Source organism: Ensifer sp. B1-9 (assembly GCF_050474445.1).
Classification (GTDB): domain Bacteria; phylum Pseudomonadota; class Alphaproteobacteria; order Rhizobiales; family Rhizobiaceae; genus Ensifer.
The window spans coordinates 23,729-42,163 of the sequence record NZ_JBCHVG010000022.1; the positions used below are offsets into that span (position 1 = coordinate 23,729).

General features: G+C 59.2%; 15 protein-coding genes and 3 pseudogenes. 9 read left to right on the plus strand and 9 right to left on the minus strand.

Going from position 1 to position 18,435, the window contains the following annotated elements:
• Positions 1 to 79: 79 nt before the first annotated feature.
• Positions 80 to 1,318 (minus strand): phosphoglycerate dehydrogenase, encoded by a 1,239-nt coding sequence (gene serA, locus ACQ5BM_RS30780; RefSeq protein WP_429819437.1) that lies wholly within the window; start codon positions 1,316 to 1,318, stop codon positions 80 to 82.
• Positions 1,319 to 1,488: 170 nt separating this feature from the next.
• Between serA and ACQ5BM_RS30785 the strand changes: the two are divergent.
• Positions 1,489 to 2,190 (plus strand): annotated as a pseudogene (locus tag ACQ5BM_RS30785) (site-specific integrase); the annotation flags it as partial.
• Positions 2,191 to 2,958: 768 nt separating this feature from the next.
• Here the strand turns inward: ACQ5BM_RS30785 and ACQ5BM_RS30790 are convergent.
• Complete coding sequence (locus ACQ5BM_RS30790; RefSeq protein WP_429819439.1) at positions 2,959 to 3,300, minus strand: hypothetical protein; 342 nt, start codon at positions 3,298 to 3,300, stop codon at positions 2,959 to 2,961.
• A gap of 246 nt (positions 3,301 to 3,546) precedes the next feature.
• Between ACQ5BM_RS30790 and ACQ5BM_RS30795 the strand changes: the two genes are divergently transcribed.
• Together ACQ5BM_RS30795 and ACQ5BM_RS30800 are read left to right on the plus strand one after the other, a co-directional pair.
• Positions 3,547 to 4,302, plus strand: a complete 756-nt coding sequence (locus tag ACQ5BM_RS30795) for a hypothetical protein (protein ID WP_429819441.1) — start codon at positions 3,547 to 3,549, stop codon at positions 4,300 to 4,302.
• 270 nt (positions 4,303 to 4,572) lie between these two features.
• Positions 4,573 to 4,704: pseudogene (locus ACQ5BM_RS30800) on the plus strand (integrase); the annotation flags it as partial.
• 27 nt (positions 4,705 to 4,731) lie between these two features.
• On the opposite strand, the pseudogene ACQ5BM_RS30805 reads toward ACQ5BM_RS30800, so the two are convergent.
• Positions 4,732 to 4,937, minus strand: a pseudogene (locus ACQ5BM_RS30805) (hypothetical protein); the annotation flags it as partial.
• 214 nt (positions 4,938 to 5,151) lie between these two features.
• Between ACQ5BM_RS30805 and ACQ5BM_RS30810 the strand changes: the two are divergent.
• A complete protein-coding gene (locus ACQ5BM_RS30810; protein ID WP_429819443.1) occupies positions 5,152 to 5,358 on the plus strand; it encodes a KTSC domain-containing protein in 207 nt (68 codons plus the stop codon).
• A 259-nt stretch (positions 5,359 to 5,617) separates the two neighbouring features.
• Here the strand turns inward: ACQ5BM_RS30810 and ACQ5BM_RS30815 are convergent, their stop codons facing one another.
• A complete protein-coding gene (locus tag ACQ5BM_RS30815) occupies positions 5,618 to 6,529 on the minus strand; it encodes a nucleotidyltransferase and HEPN domain-containing protein (protein ID WP_429819445.1) in 912 nt (303 codons plus the stop codon).
• A gap of 634 nt (positions 6,530 to 7,163) precedes the next feature.
• Between ACQ5BM_RS30815 and ACQ5BM_RS30820 the strand changes: the two genes are divergently transcribed.
• From ACQ5BM_RS30820 to ACQ5BM_RS30840, 5 genes are all read left to right on the plus strand, one after another.
• The gene (locus ACQ5BM_RS30820; protein ID WP_247959271.1) at positions 7,164 to 8,141 is read left to right on the plus strand and encodes a tripartite tricarboxylate transporter substrate-binding protein; all 978 of its coding nucleotides are present in this window, start codon (positions 7,164 to 7,166) and stop codon (positions 8,139 to 8,141) included.
• 226 nt (positions 8,142 to 8,367) lie between these two features.
• A complete protein-coding gene (locus ACQ5BM_RS30825; protein ID WP_429819447.1) occupies positions 8,368 to 8,829 on the plus strand; it encodes a tripartite tricarboxylate transporter TctB family protein in 462 nt (153 codons plus the stop codon).
• Positions 8,830 to 8,839: 10 nt separating this feature from the next.
• On the plus strand, positions 8,840 to 10,345 hold the full coding sequence (locus ACQ5BM_RS30830) for a tripartite tricarboxylate transporter permease (protein WP_429819449.1): 1,506 nt from the start codon (positions 8,840 to 8,842) through the stop codon (positions 10,343 to 10,345).
• Positions 10,346 to 11,023: 678 nt separating this feature from the next.
• The gene (locus tag ACQ5BM_RS30835; RefSeq protein ID WP_429819451.1) at positions 11,024 to 11,728 is read left to right on the plus strand and encodes a helix-turn-helix domain-containing protein; all 705 of its coding nucleotides are present in this window, start codon (positions 11,024 to 11,026) and stop codon (positions 11,726 to 11,728) included.
• A gap of 53 nt (positions 11,729 to 11,781) precedes the next feature.
• Complete coding sequence (locus tag ACQ5BM_RS30840; protein ID WP_429819453.1) at positions 11,782 to 11,997, plus strand: hypothetical protein; 216 nt, start codon at positions 11,782 to 11,784, stop codon at positions 11,995 to 11,997.
• Between the two features lie 57 nt (positions 11,998 to 12,054).
• Here ACQ5BM_RS30840 and ACQ5BM_RS30845 read toward each other — a convergent pair whose 3' ends face one another.
• The 5 genes from ACQ5BM_RS30845 to repA all read right to left on the minus strand — a co-directional run bounded on the left by ACQ5BM_RS30845 (position 12,055) and on the right by repA (position 18,303).
• Positions 12,055 to 13,209, minus strand: coding sequence for an RHE_PE00001 family protein (locus ACQ5BM_RS30845; RefSeq protein ID WP_429819455.1), 1,155 nt, complete (start codon positions 13,207 to 13,209; stop codon positions 12,055 to 12,057).
• Between the two features lie 286 nt (positions 13,210 to 13,495).
• Complete coding sequence (locus ACQ5BM_RS30850) at positions 13,496 to 14,035, minus strand: AAA family ATPase (protein WP_429819457.1); 540 nt, start codon at positions 14,033 to 14,035, stop codon at positions 13,496 to 13,498.
• 602 nt (positions 14,036 to 14,637) lie between these two features.
• Positions 14,638 to 15,933 carry a plasmid replication protein RepC gene (gene repC, locus ACQ5BM_RS30855; protein WP_429819459.1) on the minus strand — a complete coding sequence of 432 codons (1,296 nt, stop codon included), beginning with the start codon at positions 15,931 to 15,933 and terminating at the stop codon, positions 14,638 to 14,640.
• A 156-nt stretch (positions 15,934 to 16,089) separates the two neighbouring features.
• Positions 16,090 to 17,103: a plasmid partitioning protein RepB gene (gene repB, locus ACQ5BM_RS30860; RefSeq protein WP_429819462.1), complete on the minus strand. Its 1,014-nt coding sequence runs from the start codon at positions 17,101 to 17,103 to the stop codon at positions 16,090 to 16,092.
• Between the two features lie 3 nt (positions 17,104 to 17,106).
• The gene (repA, locus tag ACQ5BM_RS30865; protein ID WP_429819530.1) at positions 17,107 to 18,303 is read right to left on the minus strand and encodes a plasmid partitioning protein RepA; all 1,197 of its coding nucleotides are present in this window, start codon (positions 18,301 to 18,303) and stop codon (positions 17,107 to 17,109) included.
• Between the last annotated feature and the right edge of the window lie 132 nt (positions 18,304 to 18,435).

The following is an 18,435-nucleotide window of genomic DNA, read 5'->3' on the forward strand; positions in this document are numbered from 1 at the left end:
TCGTCCAGGGCGAAGCGTCGAAGAGCGCGGTGAGCTCACCAATGAACGGCGTGCGTGGAATGCGGCCAACGAGCAGCTGTCAGTAGAGTAATCGCGTTCGTATCGTTCCAGGAATTTCGCGTAGGGACTGAAGAATCTCTTCGGCATTTGCGGAAATTCCTTCGGCCTCGATCACAACATAGCCCGTGTCGCTATGCGTCTGAAGGAACTCAGCCATGATGTTTAGCCCGCGCGACGAGAAGATCTCGTTGAGTTGGATGAGCATGCCGGGGCGGTTTTCATGCACGTGAATGAAACGCGTGCCGTTCGGGCGTTCGGGCAGCTGTACCTGCGGAAAGTTGACGGCGCCCATCGTTGAGCCGATGTCGGAATACTCGACCAGCTTCCTTGAAACCTCCCCGCCGATGCGCTCTTGGGCTTCCTCAGTGGAGCCGCCGATATGCGGGGTCAGAATGACGTTGTTCAAGCCTTGCAACGGCGTCTCAAAACGCTCGTTGTTCGATGCCGGCTCCTTGGGGAAGACGTCGACGGCCGCACCCGCTAGATGCCCGTCTTTCAGGACTTTCGCAAGCGCATCGAGGTCGACCACCGTGCCGCGAGAATTATTGATGAACATGGCGCCCTTCTTCATGCGGCGCAATTCGGTCTCGGTGATCATGTTATGAGTCGATGGTGTTTCGGGAACGTGCATTGTCACATAGTCAGAAATTTCGAGAAGGTCGCCGAGCGAAGCCATCGACTCCGAATTGCCCCGGCGCAGCCGATCGGAAAGATCGAAGTAGCGCACGACCATGCCCATGCTTTCGGCAAGCGAGCTGAGCTGCGATCCGATATTGCCGTAGCCGACAATGCCGAGCGTTTTGCCGCGGACCTCCCGGCTGCCGACAGCGGACTTCTCCCACCCACCTTGATGCGCCGAAGCCGAGCGCGGAAAGATCTGCCTTGTCAGCATGATAATCTCGCCGATCACAAGCTCGGCCACCGATCGCGTATTTGAGTAAGGTGCATTGAACACCGGAATGCCGCGCCGCCGCGCCGCATCCAGATCGACTTGGTTCGTACCCACGGAAAAACAGCCAACGGCGATCAGTTTCTTGGCGGATTCGAAGATCTCGTCCGTCAGCTGCGTGCGGGAACGAATGCCGATGATATGAGCGTCGGCGATGTGGCGCCTAAGATCGTTGTCGTCGAGCGCCTTCGGCAAATGAATGAGGTTGGTGTAGCCGGACGACGAAAAGTAGTCCACCGCGGTCTGGCTAATGCCTTCCAGTAGAAGCACGGAAATTCGGTCGCGTGGGAGAGAAAGTTGGCGGCTCATAAATGTTGCTCCGATTTCCGAAAGACCGATGTGGCTTCGGCGCCTATGAAGGTTTAAGCGGCCAGACAGGCTAATATCAACGCCTTGGTACCGCGAACAGATCTCAACGTACCGCAGTTTTCCATACTCTCTACCCAAAGGTTGGCAACAAAGGATGACCTAGGATTCGCCAGCTCGCCACTGGCACTCCCCTCCCTTGGTTCGCGCCCGAGCCTGCTGCTCAAATTCGTCGGCTACCAACTCTGGGATCCGGTGAAGCGCGCCGAGGATCCGACCCCACGGCATGCCGGCGGAGGTGGAAGAGCGCCTGGTGGACGTGCGCGATCGGGGTCTGCTTCTGGTCGCATTCGCCTCCGGCGGCATCGACGGTCCGAATTGGCAGCACTGCACATCGAGGACCTCACCGACGAAGAGCCCGTCCGTCCCGATCCTGCCGATCAAGACTCCCCTCTCCTCCCCTGCCTCTCCATCCGCCTGGGCCGAACGAAGACGACCGCCAGCGACGACGACGAACATGCGCTCCTGATCGGCCGGCCGGTATCGCTGCTGAAACGCTGGCTCGGTGAAGCCAATATCCAGGACGGCGCGGTGTTTCGGCGCATTGGTCAATGGGGAAACATCGATCGGCGCCCGCTGACGCCGCAATCGGTCAACCTGATCCTGAAAGGCCGCGCAAGCAAGCCGGTCTCGATCCGGCATTGTTTTTCGGCACATGGCTTGCGGTCGGGCTACCTGACCGAAGCTGCCAACCGCGGCATCCCCCTCCTTGAGGCCATGCAGCAGTCTCGCTGCACAAATCGATCGGGCAGGCGGCGAGCTACTACAACAACGCGGAGCGCAAACAGGGACGAGCGGCAAGGCTCATCGTCTAGCAGGGTTGAACGCGGACGAATTCAACAAAGGACAGGTCAGTCCGGATCATGCGGCGAACACAGTCGCGAACATCACCACCGCAGCGGAAAATACGGCTAGGCTTACGGCTTCACAAATGAGCTTCATGGTGGTCTTTCGAGTGTCCAGTTAGAATTTTGACGCGTAGTCGGGGCTTAGTGTGCCGGATCAAACGATCGGCTGACGTGCTCGGGCTTCGCTCCGCAGTTGTTTAACTGTTGCAAACAGCATGACAAAAAACATCAGAGCCGAAAACAGAACCACTTCTAGATCCAATTCATTTGAACGTTTAGAACTGACACTCAATTAGCATTCGTCTTTAGCGGGAACTGTTTCCCAGGAAACAAGTCGGGTTCGGAATATGTTCCCCCTCGTTCGCGGCTACGCCGGGCTTCGCGAACCTATGACGACACGCTGCGATCAGCGGAAGTGGATCGCATGCTGGTGGCTGATTTGATGAAGGACGCCAGCGTGCGGCGAACATGGAACATATTTGTCGCCGCTGGCGTGCTTTGCGGTGTCGCTCATCAAGCGGGGCGTTGGGCGTCGGAGCTACCGATTGTGCAGCTACAGCTGCGTCACTTCAGGGGGAAACACCTCGGCCTCGGTCAGAAAGTCTGACCTTACGCCGTGTGCAGCAAACACGGCCGGCGCGAGCCCGCCTCTCATCCCAAGCACGGCGAACTCCAACAGCCACAACAACACGGAGCGAAAGGCTGGACGATCAGCTTGTCTGTACGTCTCAGCGACTACGCGCCGAAGAACGAATCGGCTCGCTTCTCGAACGACTGCCATTCTTCCGGTTCTACTTTCGCGTCCGATCTGACGCGTTGGTCGGCGGCGGACGCTGTCTTCCACCAGGCTTCAGCACGTTGCATCAACGACACCATCTCTGCCTTCAAACGATGCGAGCGCTCCAAGTCAGCGGCGTGCTCGGCGTTTTCGCGGAGATCGTAGAACACGTCGATCGCCTCGCTGCGCGCCTGTCGTGCCGCTTCCAATTGCCCTTTCAAGCTCTCCAGCTCAGCTTTCGCCGTAAAATACTGTTTCATAATCGCGATAAGCTCGCGGTCACTGACGCTCTTTTCCACGATCCGTCCTCCTCCCAATTCCGCGGGCAAAGCCTAGCCTATCGGAAACCTTATCGTTTCTCGATGCAAAAGGCATAACCTCCGCTCTAGTAACGTCGTCAGGTTGAGGTAGTGTAACGGCACGATCCGTGAGCGGGGGCGCATCAAGTGCAGGTTCGGTCATTAGCGTCGCATTTCGTGCCGGTGCTTTATGCGCTTTTGCTTGTCTTGCTGTCATCGGCGATCACGCCGGCGCAGCAAGCCGATGTGGTGCTGGCGGTCGGCACAATCACCGATGACAACTATCCCGGCCGAGAGTTTGCCGGCAATGGTCTGGCAGAAGCTATCCTGCACCACACCGTCACCATGCTGGGCGACGGCGGGGAAGCTGAATGGTGCGCGGGCAAGGTCGTCGAATGGCGGCGGATCGACGAGGTGATCAAGGAACAGAAGTTTCAGCAGTCGAAATATGCTGACCCGACCACGGCGATAAAGAAGCTGGGCACCGAGGCCCCGGACTATCTGATTGGCGGCCGCATCACATTCGGCGCCGGGAAAGCCAACTGGACCATAGAAACAAGAACCAACCCCGGCGGCGACCTTGTTGACAGCTTCTCCGGCTTCTCGGACGACGATGCGTTTCTCGACGAGGCTGCCCGGATTGCCGAACACGTGCTTGACAAGCTTTGCCCCGGTCCGTGGACGGTCACGGGCGGCGGCGCCCGGATCAAGGTGAGCGGAACCGTGGCGAAGTTGAGCGAGCCGTTCGAGGTCGTCGGCAAGTTCCCCGGTGGCACTGCGGATTTCGTCTACACGCCAACGTCGCGCTCCGGCGGGACTGTGAAATATGTGCTTGCGGGCGGCGGTTTTTCAGGCGCCGGCAGCGGCACCTATACCATCGGTCCGTCGGGCGACGGCTCTACGCTGACGATCAAGCAAACCACGAAGGGCTGCATCAACCGCGTACCGGGTTCGTGCAAGACCAACAGCGAGATGCTGACCCTGACCCCGGTTTCGCGCTGATGGTCCGCTGTGGGCGAGGCGCCTTTCAACAGGCCCCCGGATATCGACTGTCTTTCGTTCGATATCCCGACCGTAAGCAGCCTCAGCCTTCGCGAGCGCGTAATCTGGATGTTGCCGTACTCCATTGTGAGGCAACCGAGATCGATCGCAGACAAGGTTTCACCAAGAGCCTAGCCGCAAGACATTGGCGTGACCCGAAAACTCCGAACTCTTGCTAGACCCCATCTGGTCAGCATCTCCACGCTGCGTTCCCGATAGAAACGCGGAGGACAGGCCGCAAACCGCGGCATTCCACTGCCCGAGGCCATGTAGCAGTCGCTGCACAAATCGGTCAGCCAGGCTGCGCGTTACTATGACTATGCGAAGCGAAAACAGGAGCGAGCGGCGCGCTTGCTTGTTTAAGAGCCGCCGAACCCGGCGGCGCTACAGTCAAACGCCGAACAGACTCTTATCGCAGCAGACGGTTGGTGAAGGCTAACGCCGATCGCCGAATACTCGGGATGAGCAGGATTGATGAGAATATTGTTGTCGAGCCTTGCGACGGCGCCTGGCATAATCAGAACCGCACTCCGCTTTTGTAAGCGCCATTCCTCGCCAAACTGCTTGCAGACGACTGCCTGCATGGTGTCCCAGCCCGCATCGCGGTAGGGCTGACCGAAGCCGTCAATCGCGGCATTCCCTCCCGAGGCCATGCAGTGGTCACGGCATAAGCTCAGAAACCCATCAGTCTGGCAGCTCCCGAACTGGGGGGCTCTGGCGAACATCCCGTCGCAGAGCTGTGGGAGCCCAACATCGAAAACTTATGCTAGATATCAAACGAGAACCACTTGCTTTTCACGGAGGTTCCTAATGCCCTCCAATCTCATCAGGCGGGCCGACTACGATCCGCAGACGCGAACACTTTCAGTCTGGCTAGTAACGACACAGAACCGATACGACTATGAAAACGTGCCGCCAGAGACATACGAGGCTTTCCAACGCGCCTTCTCTAAAGGCCGGTTCTTCAACCGTCATATTCGCGATCGTTTTCGCTATCACGTGACGCCGCTCGGATAAGCAGTCCAATCGGCTCAATCCGCGCAAGAGCAAAACCGAGAACAAAAGAACGAACGAGCAGCCCGGATAATCGGCTAACAACGCCGTTTCCGATGAGAGGGCATAGCGCTGGCTTCCCACCGCGACGCACCTCAAATGGCGAAGAACTCCATTGCCCGGCAATTCTAGACAAGATCGCGCCGGTATATGCGAGGCTGTCGCACCATTGCGAGGCGCCGAGGTTTCATGAAGCGCTGACTTGCGCAAGCGAGGCGAGGAGTTAGGTCGCGGCCGCTGCTCGATCCAGTTCAGTCAGCCGCTCCGCGCAGATCGTTTCCACAAGTCGATGGAGATGCTCTGTCCGTTCGAGAAGCCAGGCGAGCGCTTCTTCGGTGACCTCGAAGTGCTTTGAATAGCGTGCCTTCACATAAGCTTCGTTGAGAATATTGTACCAGGCGGTAAAACGATGCTGGTCGCGCGGCCAGGCTTCGACGAGCCGCTGATCCCGATCCTCGGCGAGACCGCGGAGAAATTTGAGGTTGTGCGACGGTGGGCTGTAGTTGGTAAGGGTGAGGAGCAGACAGGAATAAGCCGTTTCTATCGATTGATGCAACTCAAAGGCCGAATGCCTCAACTGATTCTTCCCAACGAGATATTGGGCTGTGTCCAGAAAGCTAAGCGCTGACGGAAACTTGTCGTCGAAATGCTCCTTCGCCACCCTGAGCGCATCGCCGGGCGAGAGCCGTTTCGGCTCGGCCAGTGATCGGTCGTCGAGCTCGTAGAGCACGATGCCCTCGCGCAGGATATCGACGAAGAAATACTGTCCGTCCGCAAGGAAGTTGTTCACCTCCCGGGCGCCATGGACGATCAGTCCAACCGGCGTCGAGACCCCCTTGTCCCACATCAACCGGTCGGTCGCCTTGTCCCAATATTCCGGTTCTGCGAGCTTCTTCGAATTGACGATGACGAGGATATCGTAATCGGAGCGATAGCCCTTCATCGTATGCGGTTCGTCAACAAAGGTGCCGCGGGCGTAGGAGCCGAACAGGATGATCTTCAAAATCCGCCCGCGCTTCTTGAAGTCGGCCGAGCCACCCTCGAGCGCATCGGCAAACTCCTCGTGGATGATCTCCACGACGCGGGCAAGCTCGCGCTGCTTCTTCTCGGGAAGGTGTTCGAGGCTCGTTTTCATACTCAACCGATAGGATAAAGACGACTCCTCGTCTACTACTGGAATCATGAGTGAGCCGGCGCCTCTGACGCACGTCCAAGATCCTGCGTCGCTTGCTTCCGGCGAGCTCGGGATCCGATCCGACCGTTCGCACTCAGGCTCTGGGAATGGAGCTCATTACTCTCCGAACCCAGAAATCAGCGTGTCGGCTCCGCGCAAGATGATGGTAACCACTGGGCCTAGGACGCCCAGCGGATCGACAGTCGAATAAGTCGCCACTTAAGTCCCGCTAAGACCTGCGGTAGCGAGCAAATTCGACTGGATGCGGCATTGAGGTCACCAGAGCGCGCTGCCCGCAGGTTATCGTCTGGATGTAGAGACTAAGGGGCGTCTCCGCCTGGTCGGCGTGAAGCTGACAAAACTCGGCGCGGATCCCCGCTTGAATTGAAATGAGCCTTGAATGGGTGGAAATCCACCCGTGCGATCGGCCGCATGTTTCCAAATCCACCCAAATCAAAGCCAGCGCCCGACAAATGCGTTCCCTCGCCCGGCTAAACCGTTGTCTGTGCTAGGATTGCGTTTGCAAATGGGGCACCCAGAACCGGCGCGGGAGGAAACCTTGCCGGCTGGCCGATATTTCATCCGGGAGGAAGAGATGAAGACCCTGAATGCCCTGCTCGGCGCTGTTGCCGCCCTTTCGCTTTTCGCCGTTTCCGCCAACGCGCAGACCTACCCCGAACGTTCGATCACCATGGTCGTGCCTTTCTCTGCCGGCGGCCCGACGGATACCGTCGCGCGTCTCGTCGCCGAATCCATGTCCAAGGATCTCGGTCAGCAGATCATCGTCGAGAACGTCGGCGGCGCGGGCGGCACCCTTGGCGCCGGGCGCGTCGCCCAGGCCGATCCGGATGGTTACACGGTGCTGCTGCACCATATCGGCATGGCGACCAGCGCCACGCTCTACCGCAAGCTCGCCTACGACACGCTGAATTCCTTTGAGTACGTCGGCCTCGTCACCGAAGTGCCGATGACCATCGTCGCGCGCAAGGATCTCGAGCCGACCGACCTCAAGGGTCTCGTCGACTACGTCAAGGCGAACAAGGATACGGTGACGGTCGCCAATGCCGGTATCGGCGCTGCCTCGCATCTTTGCGGCATGATGTTCATGAGCGCCATCGAGACACAGCTCACCACCGTGCCTTACAAGGGTACGGGCCCGGCAATGACCGATCTTCTCGGCGGCCAGGTCGACATCATGTGCGACCAGACAACCAACACCACCAAGCAGATCCAAGGCGGCACGATCAAAGCCTATGCGGTCACCTCGCCGCAGCGCCTCAAGGTCTTCCCCGATCTGCCGACGACGACGGAAGCCGGCCTGCCGAACCTTCAGGTGGGGATCTGGCACGGCATCTACGCCCCGAAGGGCACGCCAGCCGAAGTGACCGAACGCCTGTCGAAGTCGCTGCAGGTCGCGCTCAAGGATCCGAACGTTGTCGCTCGTTTCGGCGAACTCGGCACAGAACCCTCGTCGGACGCTGATGCGACACCGGCCGCGCTGAAGGCGAAGCTTGAGAGCGAAATCGCCCGCTGGAAGCCGGTGATCGAAGCAGCCGGCCAATACGCCGACTGATCCACCGCTCGTCTCGCCGCGCTCCGGCTCGCCCGGAAGCGCGGCGCTTCTGACATTGGGACGCCGCGACGGTGCCCGGAAAGGGTTAAACGCCGTCAACCGCCGTTGACAGCTGTCAACCTTCCGCCGCCCAATACGCGAACCCGGCATTAGGCCGGCAATGCCAATGCGGGAGGCCGTAAGGAAAGCCTCGGCCGGCTGCCCCGCTAGTACAAATGGGGACACGATGAAATCACTCTCCTTCGATACCACCAATGCGCTCTGCGGCGGGATATTAACGGCGGTCGGGCTGTTCTTCGCCTGGCAGGCCTTCAACCTCGAGCTTGGCACCGCCTTCCGCATGGGTCCCGGCTACTTCCCGCTCATGCTCGCGATCATTCTGACGCTGCTCGGCATCGTGATCCTCGTGCAGTCAACCCGCGTCCAAGGCGAACCCATCGGCCCGATCGCGCTGCGCGGCATGGCCTTCATTCTGCCGGCCCCCATCTTCTTCGGCCTGACGGTCCGGGGCCTTGGCTTCGTGCCGGCGCTGTTCTTCACGGCGTTGATCGCCTGCTTCGCTTCAGGGCGGATGAAGCCACTCATGGCACTGGCGCTTTCGCTGGCACTGACGGCCTTCTCCGTGGCGGTGTTCAGCTATGGCCTCGGCCTGCCCTTCCAGCGCTTCGGCCCCTGGGTTCAGTTCTAGGAGACGCGCAATGGAACTCTTCAGCAATCTTGCGCTCGGCTTCGTAACCGCCGCCTCTCCTGCCAATCTGCTCTTCTGCCTGATCGGCGTTTTGCTCGGCACCTTGATTGGCGTACTTCCCGGTATCGGGGCCACGGCGACCATCGCCATGCTGCTGCCGATCACCTTCCAGCTCGAACCGGTCTCGTCGCTGATCATGCTCGCCGGCATCTACTACGGCGCCCAATATGGCGGCTCGACCACGGCGATCCTCATCAACATGCCTGGCGAATCCTCCTCGGCGGTCACGGCTATCGACGGCTACCAGATGGCCCGCAAGGGGCGCGCCGGCGCAGCGCTTGCAATTGCCGCTCTCGGTTCGTTCTTCGCCGGCACTGTCTCGACCTTCCTCGTTGCGGTCTTCGCACCGCCTTTGACCGAGATCGCGCTGCAATTCGGCGCCGCCGAGTATTTCTCACTGATGATCGTCGGCCTCGTCTCTTCGATCGCGCTTGCCCACGGGTCGATCGTCAAGGCCTTGGCAATGGTGGCACTTGGCCTGCTGCTCGGGCTGGTCGGTACCGACATCTATTCCGGCACGCCGCGCTTCACCCTCGGTATCCGCGAATATGCCGATGGCCTGAATTTCGTGGCGCTTGCCGTCGGCGTCTTCGGCATCGCCGAGATCCTGCGCAACCTGGAGAATGAACGTACCCGGGAAGTGCTGATGGCCAAGGTCACGGACCTGATGCCGACGCGAGATGATTTCAAGCGCATGTTTGCACCAGTCGTGCGTGGCACGATCATTGGCTCGGCGCTCGGGATTCTACCCGGCGGCGGTGCGATCCTTGCGGCCTTCGCCTCCTATACGGTGGAAAAGCGCGTCTCGGACCGACCCGAAGAATTCGGGCATGGGGCGATTGCCGGTGTCGCCGGTCCGGAAAGTGCCAACAATGCTGGCGCACAGACCTCGTTCATCCCGCTCCTGACCCTCGGTATTCCCGCCAACCCCGTCATGGCGCTAATGATCGGCGCGATGATCATCCAGGGTATCGTACCCGGCCCGAACGTCGCCACCGAGCAGCCCGCACTCTTCTGGGGCATCATCGCCTCGATGTGGATCGGCAATCTGATGCTGGTGGTCCTGAACCTGCCGTTGATCGGGCTTTGGGTGAAGCTGCTCAAGATTCCCTATTATGTCCTGTTCCCGATTATCATGGCGTTCTGCTCGATCGGGGTCTACAGCGTCAACTCCAACGTCTACGACCTCTATGCTGTCGCCTTCTTCGGCCTGGTCGGCTACCTGCTGTTGAAGCTACGTTGCGAGCCGGCGCCGCTGTTGCTCGGCTTCGTGCTTGGACCGTTGCTGGAGGAGAACCTTCGCCGCGCCATGATCCTGTCGCGCGGTGATCCCACGACCTTCGTGACCCGCCCGATCAGCGCCATCCTGCTCCTGATCGCTGCACTCGTGCTTGTCGTCGTGTTCCTTCCGAGCGTAAAGGCCAAGCGCCAGGAGGTTTTTGTCGAGGAGGACTGATCTCTGCCGTCCATTTTTGCGGAATTAACAATATTAATCAATGACTTAACGTGCCGTGCGCCCACTCGATCGCGCGGCACTTCGCTGCCATGCGGCATTCTGCCCCTGCGCGGTTTGCCACATTGAGCTTTGTCAATCCCCTCGCCTATTTCTGTCTCATCGAAGATGACGCGAGGACGAGCCTGAGCGATGACGTGTCGCACGAAATCAAGATGGGACAGAGCCTTGCGCATCCTGTGCGCCATGGCCCTTTTCCTGCTCGGTTTCGCTCATCTTCGCCCGGCCCTCGCCGCTTCGCTGCCTGCGGCCGAATATGCGCGCTATGCCCTTCCTGATGGCTCATTACCGGATTTTTGCCAAGCCGGCAGTAATGAGAACGGGAAGGAAAAGCCGGCCCCCGAACATGTCTGCAGCGCCTGCCGGTTCTTTTGGGCCTTATTGGCGCCGCCAGGCGACTGTGTCGGGGAGCGCCTGCAAGGAAGCCTCTCGTCCGCCGTTGCGGTGACGGCCGCGCCCCCAGCGATCCAGGTGCATTTTCCAAACTCCAGCCCGCGTGGACCACCCGGAGCCGTTACCCGGCTTTGAAACTGCGTTGACAGCTGTCAACGCTCTCCTCCTTCGACGTCGGATGTCAGCGAGGCGCCGTGCCTCCTTGCATCCGCAATGCGGACATCTCCCATGCCAGAAACCCAATCCGCCGCAGCTTCTGCTGCGGCTCCTCCCCTCGCGTCCTTCGCGAGACCGGCGCGTTTGCCTCCCCGCAGCCGTGTGGTCGATGAACATTTCACACTGCTTTTCGAGGGTGGCCGCAACCGCTCGCTCTTTCGCGTGCTCGACGGTTGCATCGTGCTCTCTCAACTGCTCGACGACGGGCGCAGACAGATCACCGACGTGCTCGGCCCGGGTCGGCTCTTCGGCTTTACCATCGATGGACGCAACATTGCCACGGCCGAGACTCTAAGCATTGCGCGCATCGAAGCCCTGGGAGATGCCGAACTTCTCGCGAACAGTTCGGCGATCGACAGTGAGTTGAAGATGACACTGCACCGACTGCAGGCGCATGCCACCCTGCTTGGTCGCAAGACCGCAAGCGAGAAGGTGGCAAGTGCATTGGTCGAACTGTCGCGCATCTTCAGTCACAGCGGTCGCCACGGCTATCCTGCCCGACTGGGCTTTCACCTGCACCTCACTCGGGCAGATCTTGCCGACTGGCTCGGCCTCACGGTCGAGACCGTCAGTCGCTGTCTCAATCGCTTCAAGCGGGAAGGGCTGATTGATTTCAGCCATCCGAAAACCATGCGCTTGCTCGATCCCGAACGCCTCGAAGCCGCCGCCGGTTTTACGCGCCAGCGGCTAGGAGAAAGTGGACGTCCCCGGACCTGAACCCCTCTCAACAGTCCACGCCCACCCGGACTGCCCCCATGAAAGGAAGAAGAATGATTGCAAGACTGGTTTACAACGTGCCGATATTTGGCTGGATGCTGAAGGAAGCGGTGCAGGGTTCGCAGACGGCAAAAGTGCTGTTTCTGATCAACTGCGCACTGATTTGGCTGCTCGCGATCTTCGCCTTCGGCTACCCGGCGATTATCATTCCAGCGCTGGCTCTCGTGCCCGCGGTCTTCGTCGTGTTGATCCTGATCACCATGGGCTGACATCAAGGCAATCTCACCTTAGCGTTCCGCCTTGGCGACGCGAGCGCCGCCCTGAAACTAAAGCACCCCCCAGCCGCGGTAGCGTCCGCGGCCGGTCATTTCACGGACGCCGAGTTCCCGTATGAGGTTCAACGCACCACGAGGCGTCACTCCAGCATGTTGAGCGACGAGCGCAGCAGAAACGATCGGACGGGACAGGAGGAGCTCGATCAACGCGGGCAGGCTACTGTTGGAACGGCGATCGCGGATACGCATCTCCATCTGGGTCTTAGCGAGCGACAGTCGGTCGAGCTCTTTCAGGCCCAGATCTGCGGTTGCAGTCATTACTTCGAGGAATGCGCTCCACCGTGTCACCGGATCCTGCGCGCGCCGCCGCTCATGGCGAACCGCTTTCTGTCCGGTGTTGAAGGTGAGAAGATGCGAGGTAACCTTGCCGCGCGATCTCAGATAAGCGCTAACGAGCAACGAGCCCAACCAGTGTTGACGACGCAGCGGCTCGATCCGTTCCCAGGCGTCGAAAAGAAGCGCGGCGCCGAGAGTGGCCGGTAGCTGATCCGCGGTCGTAACGGCATGGCGCCATTCGTTAATACGTGCATCTTCGTCCCATTCCTCGTCAAAGAGCAGGCCTAGCTGCCCGACAGGCTCCTGTGTGGTCACACGGGCCGCTCGTTCGGCTATTTCAAGGGTGTCCTTGTCGTGCGCCTCGAGCAGCTGCTGCGAACGGGCAATAGCCGCATCGATGGCCGCAAACTCGGCGGCCATGGGATATGCCTCCTCTTCCTCCTCAAGCTGAGCACTATCATCTGAAGTCGATGGTGACTCAGATCGAGCAGCGGCGACCACATCGCCGGCGTTGGCGACGTTCCCCTGTTCGCCTCGAAGGGCAGCTAGGCCCGACGGCGAAAGCGCCCAGACCGGCTCGGCCAGCCAGATACGCCGCCGCGCCCGAAGAATCGAATGCGCTATCGTCAGTTCGTGCGTGGGAGCACGCGCATCCATATGGGCATCGTGTAGCACCAGGTCTTCGACATGGACGAGTTCGCCGGCCACCCAAAGAGCCGCCGCTGCGTCGAAGAAGTGACCACGCTCACGAAAGCCGTCTTCGACCGCATGGCGGCTTGCACGTTCGTCCAGTCGCGCCAAGGCGTCTTCCGCCGAAATCAGGAGTGGAAGCAGCGCCGGATGATATGGATCGGGGATCTGGTATCTCATTTCAAACTAAGGATGTTGCCGTCGATACGGAACGTAACACGATAATCATTTCCGTCACAGAGGCGACGCCTTCGGGGTCAGGTCGTCCAAACGCGCCACCGCCAAAGGTGTCGATCGAGGGAATAGGATCCGGCAACGCGCAGGGAAAATCCTCGGATCTCAGTCCAACAGCCTGAGAATTCGATGCGCATCGATTGTTGACAGCTGTCAACGCGTGTCACCGCGAGCAAGGTCGCGAGTTGGAGACGCGCCACGAACACGTCTTGCGGGCCGGGACGATAGGCCATCAGACACGTTCGTTTCCCCGGGCCGGACGCGGCCAGATATTTGCAGGATTGGCAATTGCTTCGCTGATCGTCTGGGCGGTCAACTCCGGCGTCTCTGTATTTGGAACGACCTGCCCAAGCAGATGCAGGTTTCGTTCGATCGCCTGGTATGTCCGCAACACCATACCCCCCAACCGCTCGCGCTCAACGCGGTTTGCTTCCCGATCAATGACTCGATCGATCGGTGCCCAGAGCGTGAAAACAGAGACGGGCGTCTTATCGGGTAATCCGCTGCAGAACAGGTCAAGCTTTTCGGCGTCGTCGAAAATGTATTCGAAGAGAACCTTGGTAGCTCCCATCGTCAGATAGGCAGTGGTGAGTGCCGCGCCGGCCCTGTAGGTCGAACCAGGCCACAAGGTATGTCGAACGTCTTCAGGGGCAAAATGGCGCAAAGCATCGCCGGCGATGTTGATCGCACCGGGATGGCGTCTTGCCAGAATCCGACTCACCGTTGTCTTCCCGACCCCGGCCGGTCCGTTGATAACGATAACATGTGACATCGACTGAAGGCCTCTGCTGTTTGGTGCATCAACACTATTGTCGGAAGCTCATCGGTGTTGATGGCATGCACGTTTCGCTAAGGGGAAGGGCTAGTTTTATAGTTGGGTTTCGGACAGGTGCGTTGCTGGGGCGGGACTTGGGTGCTAGCCGTTTGGCTCAGAATAAAACCTATTCGCCTCATGCTGTTGACAGCTGTCAACATAAGAGCCGCGCTTCAGTCCGAAGCCAGACCATCTGCGCCGTTCCCGGACCCGACTAGCGTGCGAAACCTAGGCAATAGAACTGATCTTACCCTGGGCTCTCCGCTTCGCTGAGAGCCAGCCGTTCTCACCTTCGCACGCGTCCAACAGAGCTTACCGCACGGCCGTCCGAGCGACGGAAAAAATCAGCCAATTTCCTTCCGTAACGGGTGAAAACATCAATCTTTTCTTGGAGATGGTGGGAGGCTGATTTGAATCCCGAGCGTTAGATTATCCCAAAGATATCAACGAATCCCTTCACAGCAGTTTCCCGCATTTACGCGCCTTACACAAGATCACGCTGCCGACAATCGAAGAAGCATCTTCTGCCGGAAGATCGGTTTCAGTTCCCAGCGTGGCAATCATCCATCCATTGCAGCAACCGACGTCTGGGCCCGTAGGCGCGCCGCCAACATCGCGGAGACAGCAAACGATTGGGTCTTCGCGCGGCGCGTCAGATCCCTCAGATAGGCGCCCGCTGAATGAATGTGCTCTGCTCGCTCTAGAAGGCAGGCAAGCACGGTCGCGGTCGTTTCTGGGCCGAGTGTGGCGCAGGCTTCGTCATAAGCATCAGGGCTGATCGCAAGCATGTTTTTGACCACAGTTGCAGCCGTCAGAAGATCGCGCCAATTGTCGATACGACCGGATGGGCCGTAGTCACGGATCTGCGGGCAAGCCTTCAAAACGAGCGGCAGAGGCACTGTGCGGTTCAGGGAAGGGGCTTCCCCGCGATGCTGATGGAGCTTTTGCACCGCAGATGTTTCGATCTTTGCGGCTTTACCCATATCCTGGCTGAGTTCCGGCATTCCTGTTGAAGGCTTGCGCGACGATTCCACCCCAACTTGCTCATCAGCCGGTTCAGATTCAGAAAGATAATCGGATTCTGAATTCTGTATGTGCCGCTCATTTTGGCGTTCATTGGCAGCCGTATTTTGTGTTTTCAGTAGGTTTTCCAGACGATTAGTGAGTTCGTCCTGCAGTTGGGCAAGAACGGGAAGGACGCGCTCGATTTCAGCGATGGAAGGCTTGCGCGACAGCGACATATAAACGGCCTGGCAGCGGGCTTCCGCCTGCTCTGCATAGGCGAGGTCGGAGGAGCGCAGCAGATCGACCAGCTTCGCAACGTCGCGGCGGCTGAGGCTCATGCGTTCACGCATCACCTGAAGATAGCGCCGTTCCGCTTCGAGACGCGCAGCCTCCGCTTCGAACTCGGCCATACGGGCAAGCAACGGAGCAAGGTCGAACCCGAATGCCTGGCCGATTGCGCCTTGACGGTCGCGCCGAGCGTAGCGTTTGCCGTTGGGGCTGTCGCGCCGAAGAATAAGGCCGGCCTCGATCAGGGTAGCGAGATGCCGCCTGAGCGTTGTCTCAGCCATACCGTGCGTTCTCAGCGAAAGCTGAGCGTTGGAGGGAAACACGACGAGGCCGTTGGCCGCCGCAAGTTCCGTCTTCGGGTAGAACGACAGCAAGGCGTTCAAGACGGCAAGTGAGCGATCAGAAACCCCAAGGCTCGACTTGGCGGCGCAGACCGTTCGAAACAATTTCCATTTGTCGACCTTGCCTTCGTCGACGGCCGAAGTGCTGGAAAGTTGGTGTGCCAACATTCCAAGCGACATCGCCCGCCGCCCAAAGGGCGTCGTGACAATCCCACAATCCATTCGTCTTCACCTTTTTCAAGGCAAAAGAAATCCGTTCGCCGAAACGACGTTGAAAACTCTTGACACCGATTCGCGGAAATGGGATTCTCTAGTTGCTACACGAGAGAAGGGTTTCCGCAGCGCTAGTCGTTCGGAAGCCTTTTTCTTTTGCTCTGTTTAGTCTCCTGTTTCCTCTTGGTATTCGAGGTACAGAGATTTGAGCCTCTGCCTCACGAAATCTGCAAAGCCCGGCGCCTGTCTCCTGTTGAAAGACAGCGTGGTTTCGCCGTCCGTTTCACGGATCCGGACCGGGGTTGTATCATCGGGCGCTACCCACGAGATGGCTTTGGCGCGCGCCTTGGGAGTGTTCAGGAAGGCACAAAGCGCATCAAAGCGCTGATCGCTTGCTGCCGCCTGGAATTGTTTGTCCTGCACGAAGACGTTGGCAGCCTCGCTCTTTCCACCTTGTGCCAGCAACTCGGCGAGCTCGAGCCAACGACGCCGGCCGACCGACGGTGCCGGCCCGACTGCCTCGATCAGTGCGATCGGTAGCCGACGAATGATGGAAATCATCTTTGACAGTGCCGCCTTGTCGACACCAAGCGAAGACATGATGGTCTCACGGGAGAAACCGCGATCCTCAAGCCGCGCGGCAAATAGCGCCCGTTCGATGAAGGACAGATCCGTGCGAGTGTTGTTCTCCTGCCCTTGCGAGACGACCAGTTGTTCGTCGCTGAGATCGCGGACAACCGCGCGAACCTTGTTCCCAAGCGCGCGAGCGGCTTCTAGCCGGCGATGGCCATAGGCAACCTGGTATCGCCCATCGGCGTCAGGATGCGGCCGCACGAGGATCGGAACCTGTTGTCCGTGTTCCCGGATTTGCTCCGCGAGCGCGGATTGTGCATCCGCAGTGATCTCAAGGCGGTCGACGATGAAGGAAGCATCGATAAGCGTCGGGTCTAAATCGACGACGACAAGTCCTTCGGCAAGTTGGCGCTCCAATTCCTGGGCGCGCTCAACTTTCTGAGTGATGTTCGACAGCGAACGGGTGATGCCGCCGACAGCGCTTGCAGGCCGGGTGCCGACGCTCAGGCCGGCGATCGGTCGCGCTGTGGTCAGACGTTCCAGAGCCGCTTCGGTGCCGTTTTCGAGTTGGTCAGCGGTAATTCCGATCAGATTTTTGCGGGCCACGGCTTACTTCCTCCCCCAAACCTGGCGGATCAGTTCTTCGATCTCGCCATTGACCTGGTTCAGCGAATCCATGGCGCGGTCGTAGGTGCCGCGGACGAATTGCGAGCGCTCGACTTCGTACAGTGTCTGCTTCGTCACGCCGGCATCGGAAATGGCCGTCGACTTCACCATCGCGTTCTGCAGCATGCGATTGCCGAAAATGGCGCGCATGAAACCGGTCATCTGGCTTTGTGGACCGTCATTCGGCTCGAAACGCGTGCCGAGATAGCGCATCCAGTCGTAACTGGTGCGACCGCCGGCCTTTTCGACGACGCTCATCAACTCGCTCGTCATCGACAGGAACTGCGACATCGACATGACGTCGAGCATCTGTGGATGCACCGTTATCAGTACTGATGTCGCGGCGCAGAGCGCCGACATGGTCAAAAAGCCGAGTTGCGGCGGGCAATCGATGACGACGATATCGTAGAAACTCTCGATTTCCGACAATACGTCGCCGATGCGTGCGAAGAAAAGGGTCTCGGCAGCCCCACCCATCATCATCGCCTTCGGGGTCTCGTGCTCGAATTCCATGAGCTCGAGATTGCCCGGAATGAGGTGAAGATTGGTCGTATAGGTCGAACGCACGATGTCGGCGATCGGCCGCGGCTCGTCGTAGCGGATCGCACCGTAAAGCGTCTCGCCTTCGCCAACGTCCAGTTCCGGCTGGTGGCCGAAGAGGGCGGAGAGAGAGGCCTGTGGATCGAGGTCGATCGCAAGCGTCCGATAGCCGCGCAGCGCCAGATACTGGGCAAGATGGGCAGACGTCGTCGTCTTCGCCGACCCACCCTTGAAATTCATGACCGATAGAACCTGCAGCTTCTCGTCGCCGCGGCGGTGTGGGATGTATTTCCCGGATTTTCCGCCTTCGTCGAGAACGCGGCGGATGCGTTCGATGTCCTCAACGGCGTACATGCGACGACCGTTTGACAAGGGAGCGGGCCCATGGCCCTCTGAGGCAACCTGCCTTAGATAGCCTTCACCGATTCCAATGAAGGCGGCAGCTTCGGCAGGACTAAAGAGGCGCATTGCCTTCTCAGCTTGCGGAGGGAAGATCTTCTTTTGATGCTGCTGCAGCTGATGCGCCAGTTCCAAAGCGTCGGCAGCCAGAAGCGTCGGCAGATGCTCCTGTACGTCGTGACCTTGAATTTTCTGTTGCAACATTGAGTTCCCCAAAAACTGCGCAAAAATCGTCAGATCGCAACAATCTGCGCAGCTGCACTATGCTCCGATTCGGTTCGGTTTTACAAATGCCTAGCGAGTTATACCCAATGCCCCATTTTGCCGGCGAAC

What these genes read in the sequence shown, in the direction of transcription:
- serA (WP_429819437.1), bottom strand. Translation starts at nt 1,318, where the DNA reads ATGAGCCGCCAACTTTCTCTCCCACGCGACCGAATTTCCGTGCTTCTA.
- ACQ5BM_RS30810 (WP_429819443.1), top strand. Translation starts at nt 5,152, where the DNA reads ATGCCCTCCAATCTCATCAGGCGGGCCGACTACGATCCGCAGACGCGA.
- ACQ5BM_RS30815 (WP_429819445.1), bottom strand. Translation starts at nt 6,529, where the DNA reads ATGAAAACGAGCCTCGAACACCTTCCCGAGAAGAAGCAGCGCGAGCTT.
- ACQ5BM_RS30820 (WP_247959271.1), top strand. Translation starts at nt 7,164, where the DNA reads ATGAAGACCCTGAATGCCCTGCTCGGCGCTGTTGCCGCCCTTTCGCTT.
- ACQ5BM_RS30825 (WP_429819447.1), top strand. Translation starts at nt 8,368, where the DNA reads ATGAAATCACTCTCCTTCGATACCACCAATGCGCTCTGCGGCGGGATA.
- ACQ5BM_RS30830 (WP_429819449.1), top strand. Translation starts at nt 8,840, where the DNA reads ATGGAACTCTTCAGCAATCTTGCGCTCGGCTTCGTAACCGCCGCCTCT.
- ACQ5BM_RS30835 (WP_429819451.1), top strand. Translation starts at nt 11,024, where the DNA reads ATGCCAGAAACCCAATCCGCCGCAGCTTCTGCTGCGGCTCCTCCCCTC.
- ACQ5BM_RS30840 (WP_429819453.1), top strand. Translation starts at nt 11,782, where the DNA reads ATGATTGCAAGACTGGTTTACAACGTGCCGATATTTGGCTGGATGCTG.
- ACQ5BM_RS30845 (WP_429819455.1), bottom strand. Translation starts at nt 13,209, where the DNA reads ATGAGATACCAGATCCCCGATCCATATCATCCGGCGCTGCTTCCACTC.
- ACQ5BM_RS30850 (WP_429819457.1), bottom strand. Translation starts at nt 14,035, where the DNA reads ATGTCACATGTTATCGTTATCAACGGACCGGCCGGGGTCGGGAAGACA.
- repC (WP_429819459.1), bottom strand. Translation starts at nt 15,933, where the DNA reads ATGGATTGTGGGATTGTCACGACGCCCTTTGGGCGGCGGGCGATGTCG.